Here is a 21,078-nt window from a genome sequence, read left to right as displayed (position 1 = left end):
AATGGAAAGAAAAGATTTTATAAAAACCTGCGGCTTTGCCTGCCTGGGCGGGATTGGTATGGCAGCATTTCTGGAGAGCTGCAGTACCTTAAAAACAGGTTCCGGAACCATTATGGGGACTGATCTTGTGGTTCCTTTAACTGATTTTGAAACGAGTGGGGGAGGAAAGAAGTATTTTAAAAAGTACCTCATTCTGAACCATGAGCAATTGAAATATCCAATTTGTGTCTATCGGTTTGACGAACAGAATTATAGCGCATTATGGATGGCCTGTACCCATCTTGGGGCAGAATTACAGGTATTTGGGGACAAACTGCAATGTCCTGCGCATGGCAGCGAATTTAACAATAAAGGGTTGATGCAAAATGGACCGGCAGATACCGATTTACGAACCTTTCCGGTCATCATCGAACAAAATCAAATCAAAATATCCCTTAAAGCAGTATGAAAAAGATCTATACACTCGGCCTGATCATCCTGGCATCAGCCCATCTGGCAAAGGCCCAGATTGATCCGCTGCTTTTAAAGACTAAGGTTGCAGATACCGGCAAACAAGCACTGAATATGGATGCGATCTACAGCAGGCCATTTACTGCAGTGGGTAAATTGCCGGTAGCCCTGGGAGGTTACATGGAAGCAAACTGGCAATACATGGGTAAGGAGGGGGTGTCTGAGGGCCATCAGTTTCAATTCAGGCGCATGACCTTATTTGTCGCCTCTGCGATTGGTAAAAAGATCAAATTCCTGTCGGAAATTGAATTTGAACCGGCAGAAAAAGAGATTGCCGTGGAGTTCGCTGCACTGGATTTTGAGCTGCATCCCTTATTGAACCTGAGGGGAGGGATGATTGTAAACCCGATCGGGGCATTTAACCAAAATCATGATGGCCCGAAATGGGAATTCACAGACCGCCCCATCGCCATGACGCAAATGTTGCCCGCTACCTGGAGTAATGCCGGATTTGGGATTTATGGAAAGTACTACCAGAAAGACTGGATGTTTGGTTATGAATTGTATGCTTCCAGTGGTTTTGACAATTCAATTATCACAAATAAGGAGAACAAAACCTTTCTGCCTGCATCGAAAGCGAATGCAGAACGCTTTGAAGAGATTGCAAGCGGCGAGCCGTTGATCACGGGGAAAATTGCATTCAGGCATCAGAAAATAGGAGAAATAGGCTTGTCTTATATGGGCGGCATCTACAATAAATGGAAGGACGACGGAATAGTTATAGACGATAAAAGGGCGCTGAGGGTTTTTGCCATCGATTTTAATACCAGCATCCCGGTGCTCAATACTTTCATTACCGGAGAATGGGCCTGGGTAAATGTCGATGTTCCGAAAACCTATACACAGCAGTTTGGTTCCAGACAGCAAGGCGGTTTTGTAGATATCGTTCAGCCGGTTTTAAAAAGAAATATCCTGGGTTGGCAAAATGCAACCTTAAACCTGGCCTGTCGTTTGGAATATGTGGATTGGAACGTGGGTAAATTTAGAGAAACAGGCGGGAACATTGCAGATGAACTCTGGAGTATAATGCCGGGAATCAGTTTCAGACCAAAAGCACAAACGGTGCTGAGGTTGAATTACCGGGCTCAGGGGCAAAAAGACCTTCTGGGCAACCCTTCGGTAAGAAGTGCTGCCCTGCAGTTTGGAATCTCTACCTATTTTTAATTGTTGTTCAGCATTTTGGTAATGTTCCGGGTAAACCTGCGCAGCAGGGAGCTTTCCTCCGTAATAATTTCAACTTCTGCCTGCATGCCATTTTTCAGTACGATTTTATGCTCCGGATCTTTATTCTCAAATTGGTCGAAAGCGATCTTGGCAATAAATACACTGTCTTTAAAAGCCACGTCTGAGATGTAATTGACATTGCCGCGGATCAGTCCGTACTGCTCAAAAGGAAAGCTTCGCATTTTTACCAGTGTCCGCTGGCCGACTTTTATCTTGCCCATATTGTCCTGTGGGATATAGACCTCGCCAAAGAAATTCGTGTTCGCCGGGTTGATGACAAACAATTCCTGGTTGGCATTCATCGTCTGGTTTTCCTGTACGATCCCGGCATAACTCACAATTCCTGCCACCGGGGCACTCAGTACATATAGCTTGAGCCAGGCATCGGTTTCTGTGACCATATTGCTCAGCGATTGGATGAACTTTGCTTTCTCTTCCTGAATGGTATGGTCTACGTCCAGTATTTCCTTTTGCTTGGCGGCATAGGTGGTATTGTTGTTGATGAGTGAGGTAACCGTCTGCTCCAGCGGATATTTGCCCGCGAGGTATTTGTTTTCCTGTTGTTTAAACTCATTAACGGAAATCACCCCTTTTTGATGCAGCTTTTTATACGCTTCAAATTCCTGCTCCACATTGGCATATTCTTTATCCTGGATCTTTTTCTGAATGATGATCTGGTTCTTTAACTTCTCAATTTCCAGGAGGTCCTGCTGCAGGTATTTTTTTCTGTTCAGATAATAACCACCGTTTTGTGTGGAGATGAACTGCAGGTATTGCTGATAGAAATTCTGATAGGCCGACTGTAATTCACCGAGGCGTAAATTTTCCATTACCACTACCTTCGCCATACCCGTTTTGTTCAATTGTTCCGTGATTTGGGCCAAGGCTTCATGTAATTTAAGTACGTCCTGATGACTGGCGGTACTCTCCATAAATGCCAGAGGTTGATTTTGCTTTACCTGAGCGCCTTCCTTGATCAGAAGCGATACAATCTTGCCTGTTTGTTTTACATAAACCAGCTTTGGGGCATTCAGGGAATTGACCTTTAAGCGGGTTTTAACCACATCAGGATATTGTATAAATGCAGATGCCAGGACAATAGAGAACAGGATGAGAAAGATTGCCGTACTTCCGCTCCGCAAGATCCAGGAGGGGACCGCGGTGATAATTTCCTGAACCTCTTCACTATTGATCTCGTATCCCGTAATTGCCTCTTCTTCTTCTATTTCTTCAATGTTTTTTTTAGCCATGGTGTTTGATCTATTGCACAGACGGTATTACGCGCCCAGTTCCAATTGGTTTCTTACAAGTTCATAGTATTCGCCTTTATTATTGGTCAGCTCCTGATGCGTTCCCTGTTCAATGATGGAGCCTTTATCCAGTACGATGATGTTGTCTGCATTTCTCACCGTACTCAGGCGGTGGGCAACTACAACTACCGTCCTGCCTTTGAAAAAGGTTTCCAGGTTTTCCATGATCGTTTTTTCATTATTTGCATCCAGGGCATTGGTGGCCTCATCAAAAAAGATGTATTCCGGGTTTTTATATACCGCACGGGCAATCAGCATGCGTTGCCGCTGACCCTGACTAATGCCATTCCCTGCAGCGCCGATTTTGGTGTTGAGTCCCAAAGGAAGCTCTTCAATAAAATCACTGATATTGGCGATTTTTATCGCATGAAGTAATTTCGGCATGTCCGGATATTCATCGCCAACGGCGATATTTCTGGCAATCGTGTCGGAGAAGATAAAGCCATCCTGCATCACAATCCCACATTTGCCCCTCCAGTACCGGTAACCAATCTGATTTAAATAGGTGCTGCCCACTTTAATATCGCCCTTTTGGGGTTCATAAAACCGGAGCAGCAGTTTTAAAATAGTGGTCTTCCCGCTGCCGCTCATGCCCACAATGGCGGTCGTTTTTCCTTCCGGAATGTTCAGGGAAATGTCTTGTAAAACAGGCTCGTTTCCTGCTCCAGGGTAGCTGAACGTTAAGTTTTGAAAAGAAACGCTTTTATTTAAAGGCAGTTCGGTCATGAAAGATTTGTCCAGTGGCTCTTCGTCCTGAAGTTCATGGATCTCATTTAAGCGTTCCAAACTGATCTTTGCATCCTGGAATTGTTGTAAGAAACCCAGCAATTGCTCAATGGGGCTGTTCAGCTGGCCAACGATGTACTGAATGGCCATCATGGCACCCAGGGTGAGCTGTCCGTCGATCACAGCTTTGGTCACAATGAAAGTGATCAGAATGTTCTTGCCCTCATTGATAAAGAAAGTTCCAACCTGCTGATACTGGCCCAATGCAAGGCTCTTCACGCTAAATTTGAACAAAGAAGCCTGAATCCTTTCCCATTCCCATCTTTTCTGCTGCTCACAATTGTTCAGTTTAATTTCCTGCATTCCGCTGATGAGCTGGACAATGTTACTTTGGTTTTTAGAGGAAATGTCAAAGCGCTTAAAATCAAGTTCTCTTCTTTTTTTTAGGAAGAACACCACCCAGAGGGTGTATATGACACTACTCACCAAAAATATGATAAAGATGGTCACATTGTAATACATCAGTACAAAGGCAAATACGATGAGGTTAAAGAGGGAGAAAATGGTGTTTAAGGAGGAACCAGTCAGGAAACTCTGAATCCTTCCCTGGTCGCTCATCCGCTGCATGATATCTCCTGTCATCTTCGTATCAAAGAAACTCATCGGGAGTTTCATGATCTTGATCAGGAAGTCCGTCAGGATGGAAATGTTGATCCTGGTACTGATGTGCAGTAAAATCCAGGAACGGATGAAATCGATACTCAGTCTGCCCAGAAAGAGCATGGTCTGTGCAATCACAATGATGTAAACGAAGTTCAGGTTCCGAGAATTTATCCCGATATCAACGAGTGATTGTGTTAGAAAAGGTAAGATCAATTGCAGGATACTGCCTACACCCAATCCAACAAATAACTGTAAAAGCAGCTTTTTATACTTGAGTAAATAGCTTAGCAGATAAGATAAATTTAATCCCTTATCCGGGTCGCCGCCCTGAGCATAAAAATCCGGGGCCGGAGAAAGCATCAGGAGCACACCTTCTCCCTGTCCATCATTCTGTGTGCTGATCCAATGTCTTTTTAATTCCTGTTCTGTATAAGCAATAAGCCCTTTTGCGGGATCTGCGATTAAATAATTCTTTCCTTTTAAATTGGTTTTTGAAGGAACTTTATACAAGACCACAAAGTGGTTCTGGCTCCAGTGTAAGATGCAGGGCATTTCCACTTCCAGCAGCATCTCCAGGTCAATCCGCACACCGGTAGTCCGGAAGCCAATTTTTTCAGCAGCCTCACTGATTCCCAAAAGGGAAACCCCCTCTCTATTGATTCCGGAAATTTCACGCAGGCGCTGCAAACTATAGTTGCGGCCATAGTGTTTGGAGATCATACGTAAACAGGTTGGACCACAGTCCATCTGGTCCGGTTGTTTATAAAATGGAAATTTTTTCAAGAGCTACAGCATTTATGATGTTTAAAATCTTTAGGATTAATCTGCAATTAGCGATTGCAGGCAGTCCTTTCCTTAGTATTTTAAATATATATAAATTAATATGATCATAGCAAATAATATTCCTGTTCGTGCAAATTAAATTGCTGTATTGAAAAATAAAATTAATCTATGTAAAATAGCTGGTCACGATGAAGAGGGCTTTTGTTTCTGTACTCAGAAGAGGGAATCTGGTATCTTTTCTGAAAAAACGACCAAATAAAGATTGACCTCCAACCGGCAATTGAGCCGCGGTCCGGGGCGTGTAAAATCTGTTTTTTTTCCGGAAACGAGTTCGGGGATATGCGCTTGTGCCTCCGGAAGAAAGAGCGCTGCCAAACGTAGTGTTTTTTACGGCAACTGATGCTGCCGCAGTGTTTTAGGAATACAGGAAGGCGTTAATGAAGTTCCAGTTCCTGCTGGTAACAGGTAATGTATTTTGCCAGGTGTAAGCCATCACAAAGGGAATGGTGTACATGGATGGAAACCGGCAGTAAAACCTGACCATTCAGGAAAGTCAGCTTTCCGAAGGCGATTTTTGGAACACAGTCCTTTACAGATGTTGAATGCACATGCTGCATACTGGAGAATTTTATCCCCGGAAGAACGGTATAATGAATGACGCTGTTTAATTCGGGTCTTATTTGCAAGCCTTTTGCCGCTTTTACTTCCGCCATGGCGATTTTTGTCTGCTCCATAAACTGCGTAAAATCCTCATGGTAGTCGAAATAGGCAAAGCCGAAGGTCTCATCATTCCTCAGGACGGTTACCGATCCGGAAATTTGCCGGTATTCAAATACCTGATCCTGTTCCATCCGGTATTTAAGCTCATTGATTTGCTGAACAGCTTTAAGCGATTTATAGAGGTAAAACAAGAAGAAAGGAATCTCATAAGCTTTGCAATAATGATATGCTTCCGTACAATTCAGATCTGTCGTGATTCCATAAAATGGTTGTTCAAATTCCTTAAAGAAATAATAATGGTCTTTTCTTTTCCAGGTTGTAATATCTATTATAGATTTGTTCATGTCTTTCATCTGCGCAAATTGCAAGATCATTAGATTTTATAATATGCAGGAAAGGATTTAAAATTGACCGAAACGGATTATGTATCAAATCGAAGGAAAAGAATTCGCAACATTGATGAAAAGGGAGTTTGTTGCCGGGTTTCAAGCTGAAGAAACATCGGTAACCTTAAAGGATAGGTTCGAATGTCAGACAAAAAGTCTTCGTAATGCGCATTTTGATATTTTGCATTTTTATGCGGATTTTAAGAAGACGGTCAGGGTTAACAGAATGGAGGACACGACGCATGTCAGTTTTCATTTTGAACTTTCGGGCAGATCGGATGCCTCGATTACAGGATTCAAAGAAGTGCTGTCTATGGAAAAAGGCCATTTTAATGTAATGAATTGTATCGATCCTGTAAGTACCTTTACTTTCCCTGAGCAACAGAAATACGAATATATATGCCTGGGACTGAAACCAACATTCTTCAGACAAATACTTGCGGAATGCGGGCCCGGTTTTCAGGAGATTTTTGACCGAAGCACAAGAGCAGAATCTTTTTCCTTATTTAGTCAGAGCAAAAGGATGGACCATTGGCAAAATATGACGCTTGGTCTGATTAGTGCTCCGCCGGTTGCGGATACTTTAAAAGCAAGCTATATTACTTCGAAAGTAAAAGAACTGGTTCTTTTGACACTAAACCATGATCCGCAAAACAAGAAGGATAAAACGGATGACATTTCAGGCACAGATGCAGAACGGCTGATGAGTTGTAAAGCCTATCTGTCTGAAAATTTTCTAGATCAGTTGACCTTGGAAGAAATTAGCAGGAACTTTATGTTAAATGAGTTCAAGCTGAAAAGAGGCTTTAAAAAATTATTTGGAACAACGGTTTTTGGCTATATCCAGCAGCTCAGGTTAAATCATGCGCAGGTACTGCTTGCCAGTGGGGGCTTTACTGTTGGGGAGGTTGCAGCAGTAATCGGTTATGCTTCAGATTCCGCATTTATACGGGCATTCAGGCAATGTTATGGTTATTCGCCAGGAAAGTATAATCCGAATTTTTAAAACAGAAAGCCGGTCATATTGACCGGCTTTCTGTTTGTGAAGCTAAAAGCTAAGGTAAGGGGCTAAGGCGGGATGCTAGAAAGTACAGGCGATTTTGCCATATACATAGCGGCCGCTAAAGCCAAACTGACTGATCGCCCTTGGGAATAGAAACCTGCCATTAGAGGTATTGTCTAAGCCGCCTGAATAGTTCGTCGTAGCAACACCACTCAAATTGTTTTCATTATTCCGGGGGTCGATATATAACTTATCAGGGTATACATCAAATATATTGTTGGCACCTACCGTTAGCGTTAATGCTTTGCTTGGTGCATAACTTACCGAGAAATCGGTTACCCATTTTGGAGCGAAGGTCTGATCCAGTTGTACCGGTAAACCATTGGCCGGAACGTTGGGATCTATTGCATTTAAAAAGGTCACCTCACCAAAACGAACGGTCCGGGCTACAAAGCTTAATTTATCTATCGTGTAATTGGCCGTGATGTTCAGTTTGTTTTTAGGAACAGAGCTTTCAAAACGGGAACGCTCCAAACGGTCAAACAGCTTGGCTTTCAATGTTGGGTCACTTTCTATTTTTGCAGAACCCTGAACACTCCTTACAATCGTTTTGTTCAGGTTTCCGGCTACGCTCAATAACAAACTGCTGGAAGTGCCTAAAGTAAACCTGTTGGTCAGTACGACATCTAAACCGGCAGTATTTGTTTTAATGGCATTCGTGAAAAACTGAACACTATTTACCTGTGCATTTGGATCTACCGTATTTAAGATCTGGTTTACCACACCCGTTGGGATGAGTACCCCACCGGCACCACGTTCCCGGGCATATTGACTGGAGAAAACGATGCGGTCGTCAATATCAATGTTGTAAGCATCAATGGTAAACGTAAATGTTTTGGCAATTCTTCCTGCAAGGCCTAAACTTCCTGACCTGGAAATTTCCGGTTTTAAGGAGCCTACACCAAACTGGGCAACAATGGGATTGTCGTTGTTTACCGTTAGCACCTGAGTGGGATTTCCGGCAACAAACTGAGTACTCTCATTATTGAAAAAGCGTTGATGTAAAGAAGGTGCCCGGAAGCCGGTTGCATAAGCACCACGCAGGGAAATGTCCCCGAATAGTTTTATTCTGCCTGCAAATTTATAGGAGAAATTGGAGCCGAAATCACTGTAATTTTCATAGCGTCCGGCTGCTTCCAGCATGACTCTTGAGCCGAATTCAGCTTCCAAATCGAGGTAAGCACTGGTATTATGTCTGGATTTATCAAGTGCATTCGCAGGCTTGAAACCCGGGAATACCTGTGCACCAGCTGCCGTAAATGAAGATCCTACCATTCGGCCGGGAATATTTTTCGAAGGCTGACCATAAGAATAAGACAGCTCTTCTCCTGGTTTGATCTGATAATTGTCTATTCTGAATTCCCCGCCGAAAGCCGTATTTAATGAAGTCAGAAAACCACCATCAAAGCTGTACTTTTTATCCAGGTCCAGATTGGTCGTATTTTGTCTGAAAAACAATTTACCTGCATAAAAGGAGGTCGGGCTCGTGCCTGTCGGGAGTGAGGCATTTACCGTATTGTTAATGTCGAATGCAATGTTATTTTCTCCGCTGGTATTGCTCAGGTCGTAATTCCATCCGCCCAGTTTGCCTTTCAGTCCGGCAGAAAAGGAGAGGTCATTGATTTTGGTATCGATAAGCGGCAGGAACCCGTTGGGATATATGCTCAGATCGATCTGAGTGGTCTGTGTAGGCAGGCGGAAGAAACCTGCAGCACTTCCGGTTTTATGGGTATAGCCTCCTGCGAAATAAAGCTCCGCGGCGTCAGAGAAGTTGTATTGTCCGTTCAGGAAGAAACCACCGTTTTTGGAATCTGAATTTCCTACACGCATGTTGTTTCTGTCGAGCCCGTTTGCTGCGGCCCTGGCATCATCTGCTGCTTTCAGGCTGGCAAATCTGGCCTGAAAAGCGGCTTCAGTTTCTGTAGGGCCTTTGGTTGGTGATGCAGAATACAATAAAGGACGGGTATCTAAACCACCACGGTTGGTAAAACCGCGTTGTAAATATTGTCCGGCGAAATTGATAAAGCCCCTGTCGTTCTTAAAAGCCCATCCTTTGCTGAAATCGACCTGGAAGGTACGGCCATCATTAAACTCACGGCCTAAGGCTTTGGTATCAGACTGGCCAAAGGAGGTGGAAAAACTATAGGGAGTAACTTTTTTTAAGACGACGTTAATGACTCCGGCGATGGCATCAGAGCCGTACTGTGCGGCGGCCCCATCACGTAAAACCTCGATGCGCTCGATGGCCGCAACTGGGATGGAGTTCATGTCTGTTCCTACGGTACCGCGGCCGAAAGTACCGTTGATGTTCACTAGGGCAGTGGTATGCCTGCGTTTACCATTAACCAATACCAGAACCTGATCCGGGCCCAGACCGCGTAGAGAGGCCGGGTCGATATGATCTGTTCCATCAGCAACCGTTTGTCTGTTGGAGTTAAAGGAAGGGGCTACATAGTTTAAGATTTGCGTAATGTCTACCTGGGCAAAAGTCCGGACATCTTTACTGGTAATTAAATCTACAGGAACTAAACTTTGAATATTGGTTCTCGGTACGGAGGATCTAGAGCCCACTACAATCACGTCCAGCAGGAGTTGCTTCGCATCTCTAAGTGTGAAATCCTGTATTTTTACCGTATTTTCGATCTGAACTTCAGTTTCTGAAGTTTCATATCCGGTAAAGGAAACTTTTACCCTATAGGCTCCGGCTGCCGGAAATTTTAGGGCATATTGGCCATTGGCATCTGTTGAAGTTCCGATTTTAGCGCCGATCACCTGAATGGTGGCGCCCGGGATAACGGAACCGGTAGAATCGGTGACTTTTCCTTTTAAACCCTGGGCAAATAATTGTCCGGAGGCAAGGAGAAAAAAGACCAGAAAAATGGTGGTGTGTAAATTTTTTTTCATAAGGTTGTAGGTTTATATAGCAATATAACAAAAAAATTACACGAATTTTCAGGGTTCAGCCGCTTAGATACAAAAATCTCTGGTAAAACAACTTTATTATACTTATATGGTAGTTTTTTGTCGGATTTTCCAGAGATGGGTGTCCTTCAATTGCTTTTACCGTGCGTTTACCTCCAATTGATTTACAATAGACCGGTAATAGGGGGTTGATTGATCCTTGATTGGTTCTGAGGATCTGTGGATGGTCTGTTGATCCCTATTGGCGGGTGCCGGGGAGGCTAACTCAAATTAACCGGATGTGGTATTGATTTCGTATATTCAGTAAAATAATTTTTATTAACGAATTAAAAAACAAAATTATGGGAAAATTAATAGGTGGCCCCTTTGGAGTGCTCCATGGAAGGGTCGGAAATTTGGTAGGCTATGTACTCAAAGGACAGAACGTCATGAGGCAGATTGGCAAGAGCGAGAAACCCTTAACCCCGGCAAGGAAAGCAAACTGTGAAAAGATGACGGTTGTGAACCGGTTTTTGCAGCCGGCACTCCCTTTTATTCAGGTAGGGTTTCGGTTTGAGGTGGCAGGGACAAATAGAAATGCCTATAATGAGGCGGTTTCTTATAATAAAATGAATGCCCTTAAGGGAGAATATCCAGACATCAGTATGGATTACAGTAAGGTATTGGTCAGCAAGGGAAACCTCGCGGTTGCGAAACAACCTCAGATGGAAAGAACTGAGGAGGGACTCTTATTTACATGGGACCCCTCCTGCGTATCCAACGAACAGAAACACGATCGTGTAATGTTATTGGTTTGTTTCCCTGAACTGGGCGAAATGAGCTATCATCCAAGTGGATCAAAGCGCAGTGACGGCAGAGACCTGTTACCTATTGAATGGAGTTTTAAAGATGCACATATGGAAGCCTATATTTCCTTTGTTAATGCTGTAGGAACAAAAGTATCAGACAGTGTATATGTAGGCTCGATCGCTGCGGTTGTTCAGAAATCCCCGGAAATTGAGACTGAAAATCAACAGCCTGCCGAAGAGAAAACAACAGTAGAAAGAAAAAGTATACCCATTTCTAAAGGATCGGAAAACCGGGAAGAACCCATAATTCCAGCGCCAAAGATTACACATGAACGGAACAGACTTTGGTTTCTGGAAGCACTAAAGAACAGAAAGGCCCCTTCCTGAATTTCTTTTAATTTTTTTAGTTGCACCAGGTTTTAACCTCAAACTTGTCGAAATGAAGGCAGTTTGCAGCTTTCTCTTTAGAGAAGGACAGGTAAGGCTTTGTGCCTGATTTTTCCATCATCGTATAATAGTTGTTTTCATCTTCTGCGTAAAGCCAGTATTCTCCGGATCCTCTGTTCATTTGAGTAACCCTGAACCTGGTCATGGAACTTTCTTCGGGAATGAGGTAACCTCTCCCTGTGGCAACTGACCATAGGTTGGCAACTGCATTGGCATTTAGGAGAAAGCAGCCGGACAGCAATACAAAGCAAAGCGCAATCCCTACTTTGGTCTTCAATGAGCGGTTTTTAGCAATCATCAGGAAGACCCTTCTTTTTTCCAGGTTTTCAGTTCTTCGGAAATGAAATAGTTGACCAGATCGCGGAACATCTTTTCTATGGCATCAGGAGAAAGGCCTTCCTGTATCGCCCATTCTCTTCTTTTCTCCAGCATGCTTTTAAACCTTTCCGGTGCTTTTACTGAGTTTTCATCCTTTTTAAACTTTGCGGCCGCCTGCACATATTTATAGCGCTGGCCTATCAGATGGATCACCTGTTTGTCTAGCTGATCAATCTCCCCGCGGATTTCTTCCATGTTTTCACATGCTGCTGCGTTCTTCATAAACACAAAGATAAGATCTCATTTGGTCTTATTTTAATAGTTAAATGTCTGATCCTACCCCTTGCTGATCAGGGCCGACCGTACTTTTGTATCATAAATAATTGAAACAAAATATGTTGTCACTAAGAAAGTATATCGTCGTTAAAGGAAACCCCATTTTATTTCCATCTGAGCTCATTCATGCAGAGGTGGCGGGAAAAGACAACGAAGTAGAGAGTGCCGGTTTTTTTGTCGTGGTTAAAGAAAAAGGAAGGAAGCGGGTGATTTGTATTGGAGAGAGTACCTCCTTATCCATTTCAAGCAAACCGGAAACTGATCAGCAATTGATAGCAAACTACCTCGGCCTGGAGTAAACTCCGGCAGGTATGAAAAATGAAACACAACACACAACTGATATATAAACAATAAATAATTTAAAAAAAGAACATTATGAAAACCCAATTTTTAGCAACACTAGTAGTTATAGCAGCAGCATTTACCGCATGTAAAAAAGACAATGATCAAAATCCGGGAGATGGCGCAGCACTTCCAAAAGGACAATACCGTTTAATTGAAATGCATCAGCTTAATGCTCAGGGAAAAGATTCCGCAACGGTTGAATTTCCGGTAAGTGGTCTAAGCCTTACGTTTGATCAGGCAAAACAAACTGCAAACGTCTCAGGTAAACCTGAAAATATTCAATTGAGCGGAAGTTATACCGTAAGCGATAAGGATGGATTGAAGGATGTAAAAATCTCTACCTCTAAAATTGCCCCGGGAGAGAATGATATGAAGGTTGTTCAGTTTTTAGAACTTGGACAACAGTTTGAAAACAAAGGTAGAAACGTAATTATCCATACCAAAGATAAAGGTTACCTGGTATTCAGCATGCAAAAATAACCTATAGGGGTTTCTTTATCGATTAGTAGAGGGGGGATTGCAGGTTATGCCTTAGGGCATGCCTGCTTCTTCTTTATAAGCCAATCCGGATTATCCCATCAATGCTGCTTTTACCAAAACTTCAGCGGGTAAAAGTCCAAACATCTTCTTATATACTTTGGCAAAGTAATTCGGACTGCTGTATCCCAGTTCGTAGGCAATTTCCTGAACGCTGTTAAAGTCGCCGCTTTGCAATAGCTTTTGGGCCAGCAGCAGTTTCTCATTTAAGAAAAAGTTGTTCGGGCTTTCCTTGAGCATTTTCTTAAACAGTATTTTATATTTAGAAACAGACATTCCCGCGAGATCTGCCATTTTCTGTAATCCCGGAAATTCATCGAGCAGGTGATCCAGCAGGTATTGGGAGGTTTTCAGCACATTGTCGATGTCCTGTTGGGAGAGTTTATTGATGATAGGCTCAAACCGACTGACCCGCTCTACCAGATAACCCAACAGGTATAAGGCCGTGCTTTTCAGTTTTAGTTCGAAAGACGGATTGGTAAAAGGCTGCTCTTTCAGGTTGTTTAAAAGTACTTTACTTCTGCTGTCAATGTGACTATAGAAGAATAAGGTGTTTTTTGTCTCGTCAAATAATTGATTGTTGACCGAAAGCTCTCTTGTAGAAGCGCCCAGTTCTTTTAAATAATGCTTCGCGATAAATAACCTTAAACTATAAGAACGTTCTCCAACCGGTGGCATGATCGTTCCTTTTGAACTGGCATCCATGAAACTCATGCCCAACTTCGAATGGTATCCGGCTTTATGAATGCTATCCTCTACGATATGAGTGGTGATCTCATCGCCAATATCAAAATAGACCATGTAATAGTTGTGGTCCGTTGGAACCCTGGTAATGGCTACGGGAACCCGAAAGGTCATGTCCAGCAGCAGTACGGATAAGCCTGGCAATACTTCCAGAAAGATGGAACCTCCCGATGCGATCCCTTCCGGCATGATCATGATCTTATTGTCGGTCAGGCTTGCACCCAACTGATCAACGATCTGTTGCTGCCATTCCGGGCCCATCGTATAGTGGTAGAAAAACTCGATTCTTTCGGTCGTCATGGTTATAATTGGGTCAGGTACTCCTTCGGAGGAACACCATAGGAGTTTTTAAATTGTTCAATGAAGTGTGAAGCACCGAAAAAGTTAAACCGGTCTGCGATTTCTGCAATGGTATAATTGCCTGTTTCCAGCACTTCTTTCGCAAAAGAAAGCTTGTTGCTCAGGAAAAAGGCATTGGGACTTACGCCAGTCATCTTTTTAAAGAGCTTTTTATACTTTGTTTCCGACATCATTGCCTTAGACGAGAGCTCTGCTATTCCGGGGAAAGCGTTTTCAATGTTTTCGATTAAAAAAGCCTGTGAATTAACGATATTCACTACATCTTCTGCAATCACCTGTTCGATGATGATTTCCTGGCTAATGAGCTGATCCATATAATCCCCAATTAAACCATAGACTGTTCCTGTGACAAAAACATCGTATAAAGGGCCTTCCGGTGAGGCTTTTCGCAATTCATTCATCAGCCACCAGGCCTGATTGCTCATGCGGTCAAAACGCACAATGGTATTGAGTTTCGGGTTAAATATGGATTCTACCAGCTGCTGATGTTGAGGAATATTTGAAACGTATTGCTTTAAAGCCGTTTTTTTGATAAAAATGGCAATCATATAGGTGATACAGTCCGCTTTAACCTGGAAATCGCCCTGCATCTCTGCATCAAATATGGCCAGGTTATAGCCCCATCGTCCGGCAGTTCTGGACACCTCATCAAGGATATGAATGGAGTCTCCTTCAGTGAGGTTGAAATAGAGGCCAACAAAATCACTCCTGGTGTTTCTTAATTTAAAGACAACATCCTGCCGGTACCTGACATCAATAATAAAGGCGGTTAAAGATTCATTAATGGGAAGTACATAGCGGTTTCCCGGATGGACCTCATCGGGAATGATGATGCGGTTTCCTTCCACATGGCCATTCAGCTGAGCAGCAAGACCTGCTACCCAATCCAATTCTACCCCATACTGGTGAATAACTTCCTTCATTAAATTAACCTTTGGGTAAATATAGTAATATGTTTTTCTGAATAATGTATGTTTGTCGGGTATAGAAACCTATGAAAATAAATTTAATATGACTATAGAAGCTGCTATTGAAGAAATAAAAAAGTTCTGGAACGATGAAGAGGAATTGCCTTTTGGGCTATCAGATCATGCTGAGCATATCGAAAGACTGGAAAAAGAGTTTGGCCGCACATTGCCGGAAGACTTAAGAAAATACATCAGCAGCTATACACCTGCTGAGGATTTTTATTTCCTGACTGCCGGAAACCCAATAGTGGTATATGGCATTGACAACTTAAAGTATGTTCAGGATGGATACAATTATGATTCGGCTGCGAAATCAGAACTGGAAGATTGGGATAAAGGCTCTTTCCTTTTTGCCGACGAAGGAGCAGACCCCATCCTTATAAATATGGATGCGCCGGAAAATGGTATTTTAAGATTGGAACACGGAGCCGGAAATTGGGATTACGGAGATGTAATTGCAGATAATTTTGCGCAATTTCTGCTCTGCAGTGCCGCATTACATCATGCCCTGAGCAATTTTGAGGAGGAAGGAATCGTTGATGATGATAAAGGATTCTGTTTGGCACAGGGTGCCGCAAAATGGTACTTCCCAAAAATGAAGAAATGGGCAGGTAAGCATTACGAAATCTGGTGTGGAGTGTTTGACAATAACTAAAGAAAAAATATTGAGAAAATTGAAGAGGCTGGGAAGGAAAAGCATGGTGCTGGTCCTGTTGTTTGCTGTACTGGATACTTTTGGACAGCATGTAAATCAGCAGGAACTGCTGTACCTGGTAAACGGTACGCAGAAGATGGAGGTTAATCCGGAATTGTTTTCAGTTACGGCCGTAGATGCAGATGGAAAGCGGTATCCGGTTTCGGCCCCGCTTCAAAAAGAAGCCTTAAGCGGATTGGTATTTGCGGAAAAGAGCGCTTCATGGAACTATCCTGAAAAAGGGATTCAGGTATCGCTGGAATTGCATCCTGATTTTTTAGAGGTAAACATCAAAGCCGGTAAAACAACGGACTTTACCTGGCCTGTTTTGAATGGAAAGATAGATGCCCTCACGATTCCTTTACATCAGGGGAAATACATTCCGGCCAGGGATACCGCATGGATCAGCCATCTGACCAAAAGCGGTCCTTTGAGTGGCGCTCAGGATTTGTCTATGCAGTTTTTTGCTGCAGGCACCGGAGATAAAGCGCTGGTTTATGTGATCCGGAATATGTTCAATAACAAGCTGAACTTTGCAAACAATAATGGCATACTGGGATTGAGTTTTAATCATGAATTTCCTGCTACCGTTTCCGATAAGCAATATGGTTTCAGAATTTACCTGACCGCAAACAGTATAACAACCATTGCAAAGACCTATAAAAAATATCGGGAAGAAAAAGGGAAGATCATTACGCTGGAGCAAAAAGCTGCAGATAATCCTAATATCCGGAAATTATATGGTGCTCCTCATATCTATATCTGGAATGATAAATTCCTGGTATCAAATGATGTGCTCAACTGGAAGCTGTTTAAAAAAATGATCCTGGAACAATTGAAAGATAGGGCAATGAACCCTACAAAAAATATGTTCAGACAGTTTTCAGGAGGAGAATCGGGGAGGGAGTTTCAAAAACAGCTGGACGATTTTGTTAAGGACGACTTTATCACGAAGTACCAGAAGAATGGGTTGATCCAGGGGATCAATGAAGTGCTGCTGAGGAAGGATTTTTATAATAAACTGGCCTGGAGCAATGTAAATCCGGGTAAAGACGCTTTAAGTCTGATCGGTAAAGGTATTGACCGGCTGAATGCCATGGAACTTTACCGCTTAAATCAACTGTTGCTGAGGGCCGCATATCCGGAGGTCTTTAGTCCGGCAGCAGACTGGGGAGGTGCAGCACCCAAAATGCTGGATGAAATGCAGAGCGCAGGAATAAAAAAAGCATGGCTCGGTTTAAACGACTGGATGCCTGCCGAGATTCATCCGGAGTTTGTTGGCAAGGCGGTAGCAAAAGGCTATTTAATCGGTCCCTATGATTCCTATCACAGCATTCATCAACCCGGAAAAGAAGGCTGGATCACTGCGAAATTTTCCGATACCACATTGTTTACCAGCGCCTTTGTGATGAATAAAAACGGAAAGCCGTCTTTGGGTTTTCTAGGCAAGGGCCGTAAGCTCAACCCTGCTTTATCGATGCCTGCAGTAAAAAGCAGGATGGCAGAGGTGATGGCCAATACAGGGAAGGTATTCAACTCCTGGTTTATTGATTGTGATGCCACTGGGGAGAGTCTGGATGATTATACGCCCGGAAGAATGAGCAGTCAGGAGGATGACATCAAAGCGCGTTTGCAAAGAATGGCCTGGATCAGGGACACCTATAAACTGGTTGTCGGTTCGGAAGTTGGAAATGATTTTGCTGCGGAGGTCATTGCGTATGGTCATGGAATGACAACTCCTGTGATTGCCTGGAATGACCCGGACATGAGGAAAAACAAAACATCAAAATACTATATCGGAGGATATTTCTCTAATAATGGAGGGGTTCCGGACAGGTATGGCCTGCAGGCTGCACTAAAAGACGAATACCGTTATCTGTATTATGACAGCCGTTTTAACATTCCCTTATTTCAACTGGTCTATAACAATGCCGTGATCACTTCTCATCATTGGGAGTGGGGGAGTTTGAAAGTGCCTTCTGAGCTGAGGCAGACGGAATTGAAGGAAATCTTATTTAATGTTCCTCCATTGTATCATCTTAATGATGAAAGCTGGCTGAAGTTTAATGAGGTCATTTCCAGGCATGTAAAAGTTTTCTCGAAAACACATGAACAAGCCGTGAAATTGGAAATGACAGCATTTGACTGGCTGAGCAAAGACCATCAGGTTCAGAAAACCACATTTGGCGATAAGATGGAGGTGATCGCTAATTTCGGCAGGGTTCCTTTTACCTACAGGAACCAGGTAATTCTGCCACAGACACTGATCATTCATGAACTTATTGGCAATACTTTTGAAATATATAAACCCTAAACGGGAACCATCCCTAATTACAGGCACGTTTATTGAATAACTAATGATTCAGTTATTTCTTATGCAAGGATTTCCAGTAAAAGCAGGTTTATTTTTCTTGTTGCTATTTCCCTGTGGCTTATATGCCCAGAATGTGAGCAATATCGCTACGCAGCAAACGGTCGAAACGGACACCTCAGCTCAGAAAGATCTGATCGATGTGGCCAAGTCATTGTTTAAGATAAAACCGAAGGAAATCAAAGCAGAACGGGGTAAAAAAGTATATTTCTCTATACTTCCGGTGAGCAGTACTGTTCCTGGCGGAAGTGGCCGTGCATTGGTGACAAGCACCACTGCAGCCATGTACCTTGGGCCAAGGAAGACCACAAACCTTTCTTCCGTGACCTTCACTCCCTACTGGAATTTAGGTAACCGCTTTGGTTTGCCTCTGCGCAGCACCGTATGGCTTCCTGATAATAAATGGGTAATCCAGGGAGATACGCGTTTTCTGGTTTATCCGCAATACACCTGGGGACTGGGAAGCAATGCGGTAAGGCCCGAGCCGATACTGGTAGATTACAAGTATATCCGCTTTTACCAAAGTGCATTGAAACGGATCAAACCCTATTTCTTTGCAGGATTGGGTTATAACCTTGATTACCATTTTAATATAAAAAGTGAAGATCCGAATGTGGACCTGAAACAGTATACAAACTATGAATACGGGACTGCCAAAAACTCTTTTTCTTCGGGGATTACTTTCAATTTGCTGTACGATACCCGGAGCAATTCGATTAATCCACTTCCGGGGATGTATGGCAACCTGGTTTATCGGGTGAATCCTAAATTTTTAGGAAGCAATGATTCCTGGAGCTCTTTGTACCTGGATGTCAGAAAATATATATCCATGAATCCATCCAAACCTGATCAGCAAAATACATTGGCTTTCTGGACTTACCTCTGGACAAGCCTGGGCAATAAAACTCCTTACCTTGATTTACCCAGTATCGGTTGGGACCCTGCAAACCGATCGGGGAGGGGAATCGACCAGAACCGTTATCGCGGAAAGTCCCTGTTTTATCTGGAAAGCGAATACCGGAGGGACATTACCAATAATGGTTTGTTAGGTTTTGTGGTGTTTGCAAATGTCAATACCGTGAGTGGTTCTAATGCGATGTTTAGCTCCTGGAAACCTGCCGTCGGTACCGGACTCCGGGTAAAATTCAATAAGAGCTCTAATACCAATATTGGTGTTGATTATGGAACGAGCAAGGGGTACAATAGCTTTACCTTTAGTCTGGGCGAAGCTTTTTAATCAGCTTGTTTTTTAGGCTTGATGGATAAAAATATTATGGAACCTCATGAAAAACCCCTGTTTTGAATTTCAAAACAGGGGTTTTTTCGTATGGACTAACGTCTTTTTGTAGTGTTAATACCCTGGATTCTGAGTGTAATTAGGGTTTGCCATTTGATTGGCCGGAATCGGGAAAATCAGGTATTTCGGATCATCACTTGGTTTTTCCTGCCATGGTGTTAAAAACTTACCAAAGCGGATCAGGTCCTGTCTCCTTACCCCTTCCCAGAAGAACTCGCGACCGCGTTCGTCCAGCAACTGGTCCAGTGATACACTTCCCCAGATGGAAGCCCCGCGGGTAGTCCGTACCAGGTTCACCAAAGGTAGCGCTAGAGGGCCTTGTCCAGTCCTTAGCAAGGCTTCAGCTTTCATCAGTAACACATCTGAGTACCTATAGTAAACCCAGTCGTTATCCGGAAATCCGGAAGAGCCGTTTGCATAATCAACAGGGTATTTAATGACCCGGATTCCTGCATTTTCCAGCCTTTTCGGATCACGCTCAATGATGTTCACTTCAGGTGTAAAAATCAGGTTCTCCCCAAGTCTGTTTTTGATCAGTGCGCCGGTTTGATTGACCTGCTGACCTACGAGAAAACCTACCCGGACACCCGATACATCTGTAACGCCTGTATAAGCTCCACCTCGTCTGGAATCCGAAGCTTCGAACTTATTGTAGAAGTCGGAAAGGGTACAAAAGCCGTTATTTCCACTTGGGCTTTGGTTGTAATGCAGTGGGGCTACCCACATGGCATTTAATCCACCGGCATCTACGCCACCACTGTTTTTACCGGTAAAGACATTTTCTTTGGCAAGAAGGTCATTCTTTGGTGCAAAATTGTCGAAATAATTGGGGGTCAGGGTATAAGCACCTCCGGTGATGATTTCATCTGCCAGGCCGATCACTTTGGCCATATCTGCCGGATCGAAAGTTGGGGCTGCACGGTTCAGGAAAGCGCCTTTATTCAGGTAACATTTCATCAGCAGCATTTTTGCCGCATCTTTGGTCGCGCCGGTATTTGGGCTGGTTGGCAGTGCGGGTAGAATTTCGGTCAGCTCTGCGATGATGTAGGCAATGGCTTCGGTATTTTTTCTCACCCTTGAAGGCAGTGTAACATCTTCACCAGGATCACGGTAAGGGACCTGGTTCCAGCCGTCGAGGATAGAGAATTGGGCAAAAGCGCGTAAAAAGCGGGCTTCAGCCGCCTGTTGTGGTGTTGGACTGAATTGCAATACACTCGTTGCCACATAGCTTACGCTGTTCAGGTCCCGGTAAACGGAATGGATCCGGGTATGGTCTGATGCCCAGCGATGCAGGTGTAAAGCTCGCCATGCGCCATTGTCATCCCAGTCGCCACCACGGGTAGGTACAATGGCTTCATCACTTGGGAATTCCTGTAAAGCCCACCAGCCATAGGGCCCCTGATAAGGTGCGCGCATGGCGTTGTAAGCGGAGTTGAGTACTGCCGCGACATTGCCGGAGCCTACACCGGCATCATTGATCTGGCCGTTTAGTTTTTCATCTAGTTTGGTACATGCCGTAAAGGAGAGAAAAGCAACGATTACAGCGGTTATATATCTAGTTTTCAT

At 43.5% G+C, this 21,078-nt stretch carries 18 protein-coding genes; 9 read left to right on the top strand and 9 right to left on the bottom strand.

Annotated features, from left to right (window positions below):
- Position 1 precedes the first annotated feature (1 nt).
- Positions 2-448: a Rieske (2Fe-2S) protein gene (locus DBR43_RS05590; protein ID WP_124578710.1), complete on the top strand. Its 447-nt coding sequence runs from the start codon at positions 2-4 to the stop codon at positions 446-448.
- Positions 445-1,674 carry a hypothetical protein gene (locus DBR43_RS05585; protein WP_124578708.1) on the top strand — a complete coding sequence of 410 codons (1,230 nt, stop codon included), beginning with the start codon at positions 445-447 and terminating at the stop codon, positions 1,672-1,674. Before DBR43_RS05590 ends, DBR43_RS05585 begins: the two co-directional genes overlap by 4 nt.
- Here the strand turns inward: DBR43_RS05585 and DBR43_RS05580 are convergent.
- The 3 genes from DBR43_RS05580 to DBR43_RS05570 all read right to left on the bottom strand — a co-directional run bounded on the left by DBR43_RS05580 (position 1,671) and on the right by DBR43_RS05570 (position 6,310).
- Positions 1,671-2,984: an HlyD family efflux transporter periplasmic adaptor subunit gene (locus DBR43_RS05580; protein ID WP_124578705.1), complete on the bottom strand. Its 1,314-nt coding sequence runs from the start codon at positions 2,982-2,984 to the stop codon at positions 1,671-1,673. The two genes, DBR43_RS05585 and DBR43_RS05580, sit on opposite strands and share 4 nt — an antisense overlap.
- A gap of 27 nt (positions 2,985-3,011) precedes the next feature.
- Entirely contained in the window at positions 3,012-5,216 is a 2,205-nt protein-coding gene (locus DBR43_RS05575; protein ID WP_124578703.1) for a peptidase domain-containing ABC transporter, read from the bottom strand.
- Positions 5,217-5,650: 434 nt separating this feature from the next.
- Positions 5,651-6,310: a CatA-like O-acetyltransferase gene (locus DBR43_RS05570; RefSeq protein ID WP_124578701.1), complete on the bottom strand. Its 660-nt coding sequence runs from the start codon at positions 6,308-6,310 to the stop codon at positions 5,651-5,653.
- A gap of 49 nt (positions 6,311-6,359) precedes the next feature.
- Between DBR43_RS05570 and DBR43_RS05565 the strand changes: the two genes are divergently transcribed.
- A complete protein-coding gene (locus tag DBR43_RS05565; protein ID WP_124578699.1) occupies positions 6,360-7,328 on the top strand; it encodes a helix-turn-helix transcriptional regulator in 969 nt (322 codons plus the stop codon).
- Positions 7,329-7,403: 75 nt separating this feature from the next.
- Here the strand turns inward: DBR43_RS05565 and DBR43_RS05560 are convergent, their stop codons facing one another.
- Positions 7,404-10,289: a TonB-dependent receptor gene (locus DBR43_RS05560; protein ID WP_124578697.1), complete on the bottom strand. Its 2,886-nt coding sequence runs from the start codon at positions 10,287-10,289 to the stop codon at positions 7,404-7,406.
- Between the two features lie 359 nt (positions 10,290-10,648).
- On the opposite strand from DBR43_RS05560, the gene DBR43_RS05555 reads away from it, so the two are divergent.
- On the top strand, positions 10,649-11,482 hold the full coding sequence (locus DBR43_RS05555; RefSeq protein WP_124578695.1) for a DUF6266 family protein: 834 nt from the start codon (positions 10,649-10,651) through the stop codon (positions 11,480-11,482).
- 16 nt (positions 11,483-11,498) lie between these two features.
- Here the strand turns inward: DBR43_RS05555 and DBR43_RS05550 are convergent, their stop codons facing one another.
- Positions 11,499-11,819 carry a hypothetical protein gene (locus tag DBR43_RS05550; protein ID WP_148090756.1) on the bottom strand — a complete coding sequence of 107 codons (321 nt, stop codon included), beginning with the start codon at positions 11,817-11,819 and terminating at the stop codon, positions 11,499-11,501.
- Between the two features lie 20 nt (positions 11,820-11,839).
- Positions 11,840-12,142, bottom strand: a complete 303-nt coding sequence (locus DBR43_RS05545; RefSeq protein WP_124578691.1) for an isochorismate lyase — start codon at positions 12,140-12,142, stop codon at positions 11,840-11,842.
- Positions 12,143-12,255: 113 nt separating this feature from the next.
- Between DBR43_RS05545 and DBR43_RS05540 the strand changes: the two genes are divergently transcribed.
- Positions 12,256-12,495: a hypothetical protein gene (locus tag DBR43_RS05540; RefSeq protein WP_124578688.1), complete on the top strand. Its 240-nt coding sequence runs from the start codon at positions 12,256-12,258 to the stop codon at positions 12,493-12,495.
- 76 nt (positions 12,496-12,571) lie between these two features.
- Positions 12,572-13,021, top strand: a complete 450-nt coding sequence (locus DBR43_RS05535; RefSeq protein ID WP_124578687.1) for a hypothetical protein — start codon at positions 12,572-12,574, stop codon at positions 13,019-13,021.
- A 90-nt stretch (positions 13,022-13,111) separates the two neighbouring features.
- On the opposite strand, the gene DBR43_RS05530 is transcribed toward DBR43_RS05535, so the two are convergent.
- Both DBR43_RS05530 and DBR43_RS05525 read right to left on the bottom strand, forming a co-directional pair.
- Positions 13,112-14,122 (bottom strand): helix-turn-helix domain-containing protein, encoded by a 1,011-nt coding sequence (locus DBR43_RS05530; protein WP_124578685.1) that lies wholly within the window; start codon positions 14,120-14,122, stop codon positions 13,112-13,114.
- A 2-nt stretch (positions 14,123-14,124) separates the two neighbouring features.
- Positions 14,125-15,105 (bottom strand): helix-turn-helix domain-containing protein, encoded by a 981-nt coding sequence (locus tag DBR43_RS05525; RefSeq protein ID WP_124578683.1) that lies wholly within the window; start codon positions 15,103-15,105, stop codon positions 14,125-14,127.
- A gap of 88 nt (positions 15,106-15,193) precedes the next feature.
- Between DBR43_RS05525 and DBR43_RS05520 the strand changes: the two genes are divergently transcribed.
- The 3 genes from DBR43_RS05520 to DBR43_RS05510 all read left to right on the top strand — a co-directional run bounded on the left by DBR43_RS05520 (position 15,194) and on the right by DBR43_RS05510 (position 19,452).
- The gene (locus DBR43_RS05520) at positions 15,194-15,805 is read left to right on the top strand and encodes an SMI1/KNR4 family protein (protein WP_124578681.1); all 612 of its coding nucleotides are present in this window, start codon (positions 15,194-15,196) and stop codon (positions 15,803-15,805) included.
- 10 nt (positions 15,806-15,815) lie between these two features.
- Entirely contained in the window at positions 15,816-18,158 is a 2,343-nt protein-coding gene (locus tag DBR43_RS05515) for a glycoside hydrolase (RefSeq protein ID WP_124578679.1), read from the top strand.
- Positions 18,159-18,219: 61 nt separating this feature from the next.
- Positions 18,220-19,452, top strand: a complete 1,233-nt coding sequence (locus DBR43_RS05510; RefSeq protein WP_124578677.1) for a BamA/TamA family outer membrane protein — start codon at positions 18,220-18,222, stop codon at positions 19,450-19,452.
- 114 nt (positions 19,453-19,566) lie between these two features.
- Here DBR43_RS05510 and DBR43_RS05505 read toward each other — a convergent pair whose 3' ends face one another.
- Positions 19,567-21,078, bottom strand: a complete 1,512-nt coding sequence (locus DBR43_RS05505; protein ID WP_124578675.1) for a RagB/SusD family nutrient uptake outer membrane protein — start codon at positions 21,076-21,078, stop codon at positions 19,567-19,569.

The organism is Pedobacter sp. KBW06, from assembly GCF_003852525.1.
Taxonomy (GTDB): domain Bacteria; phylum Bacteroidota; class Bacteroidia; order Sphingobacteriales; family Sphingobacteriaceae; genus Pedobacter.
This window is presented reverse-complemented; position numbering and strand designations above follow the sequence as displayed.

Bases quoted from the DNA above. Each gene is read 5' to 3' on its own strand.
- DBR43_RS05510 (WP_124578677.1), top strand. From the start codon at position 18,220: ATGCAAGGATTTCCAGTAAAAGCAGGTTTATTTTTCTTGTTGCTATTT.
- DBR43_RS05545 (WP_124578691.1), bottom strand. From the start codon at position 12,142: ATGAAGAACGCAGCAGCATGTGAAAACATGGAAGAAATCCGCGGGGAG.
- DBR43_RS05525 (WP_124578683.1), bottom strand. From the start codon at position 15,105: ATGAAGGAAGTTATTCACCAGTATGGGGTAGAATTGGATTGGGTAGCA.
- DBR43_RS05565 (WP_124578699.1), top strand. From the start codon at position 6,360: ATGTATCAAATCGAAGGAAAAGAATTCGCAACATTGATGAAAAGGGAG.
- DBR43_RS05535 (WP_124578687.1), top strand. From the start codon at position 12,572: ATGAAAACCCAATTTTTAGCAACACTAGTAGTTATAGCAGCAGCATTT.
- DBR43_RS05530 (WP_124578685.1), bottom strand. From the start codon at position 14,122: ATGACGACCGAAAGAATCGAGTTTTTCTACCACTATACGATGGGCCCG.
- DBR43_RS05505 (WP_124578675.1), bottom strand. From the start codon at position 21,078: ATGAAAACTAGATATATAACCGCTGTAATCGTTGCTTTTCTCTCCTTT.
- DBR43_RS05570 (WP_124578701.1), bottom strand. From the start codon at position 6,310: ATGATCTTGCAATTTGCGCAGATGAAAGACATGAACAAATCTATAATA.
- DBR43_RS05580 (WP_124578705.1), bottom strand. From the start codon at position 2,984: ATGGCTAAAAAAAACATTGAAGAAATAGAAGAAGAAGAGGCAATTACG.
- DBR43_RS05590 (WP_124578710.1), top strand. From the start codon at position 2: ATGGAAAGAAAAGATTTTATAAAAACCTGCGGCTTTGCCTGCCTGGGC.
- DBR43_RS05560 (WP_124578697.1), bottom strand. From the start codon at position 10,289: ATGAAAAAAAATTTACACACCACCATTTTTCTGGTCTTTTTTCTCCTT.
- DBR43_RS05520 (WP_124578681.1), top strand. From the start codon at position 15,194: ATGACTATAGAAGCTGCTATTGAAGAAATAAAAAAGTTCTGGAACGAT.
- DBR43_RS05585 (WP_124578708.1), top strand. From the start codon at position 445: ATGAAAAAGATCTATACACTCGGCCTGATCATCCTGGCATCAGCCCAT.
- DBR43_RS05555 (WP_124578695.1), top strand. From the start codon at position 10,649: ATGGGAAAATTAATAGGTGGCCCCTTTGGAGTGCTCCATGGAAGGGTC.
- DBR43_RS05540 (WP_124578688.1), top strand. From the start codon at position 12,256: ATGTTGTCACTAAGAAAGTATATCGTCGTTAAAGGAAACCCCATTTTA.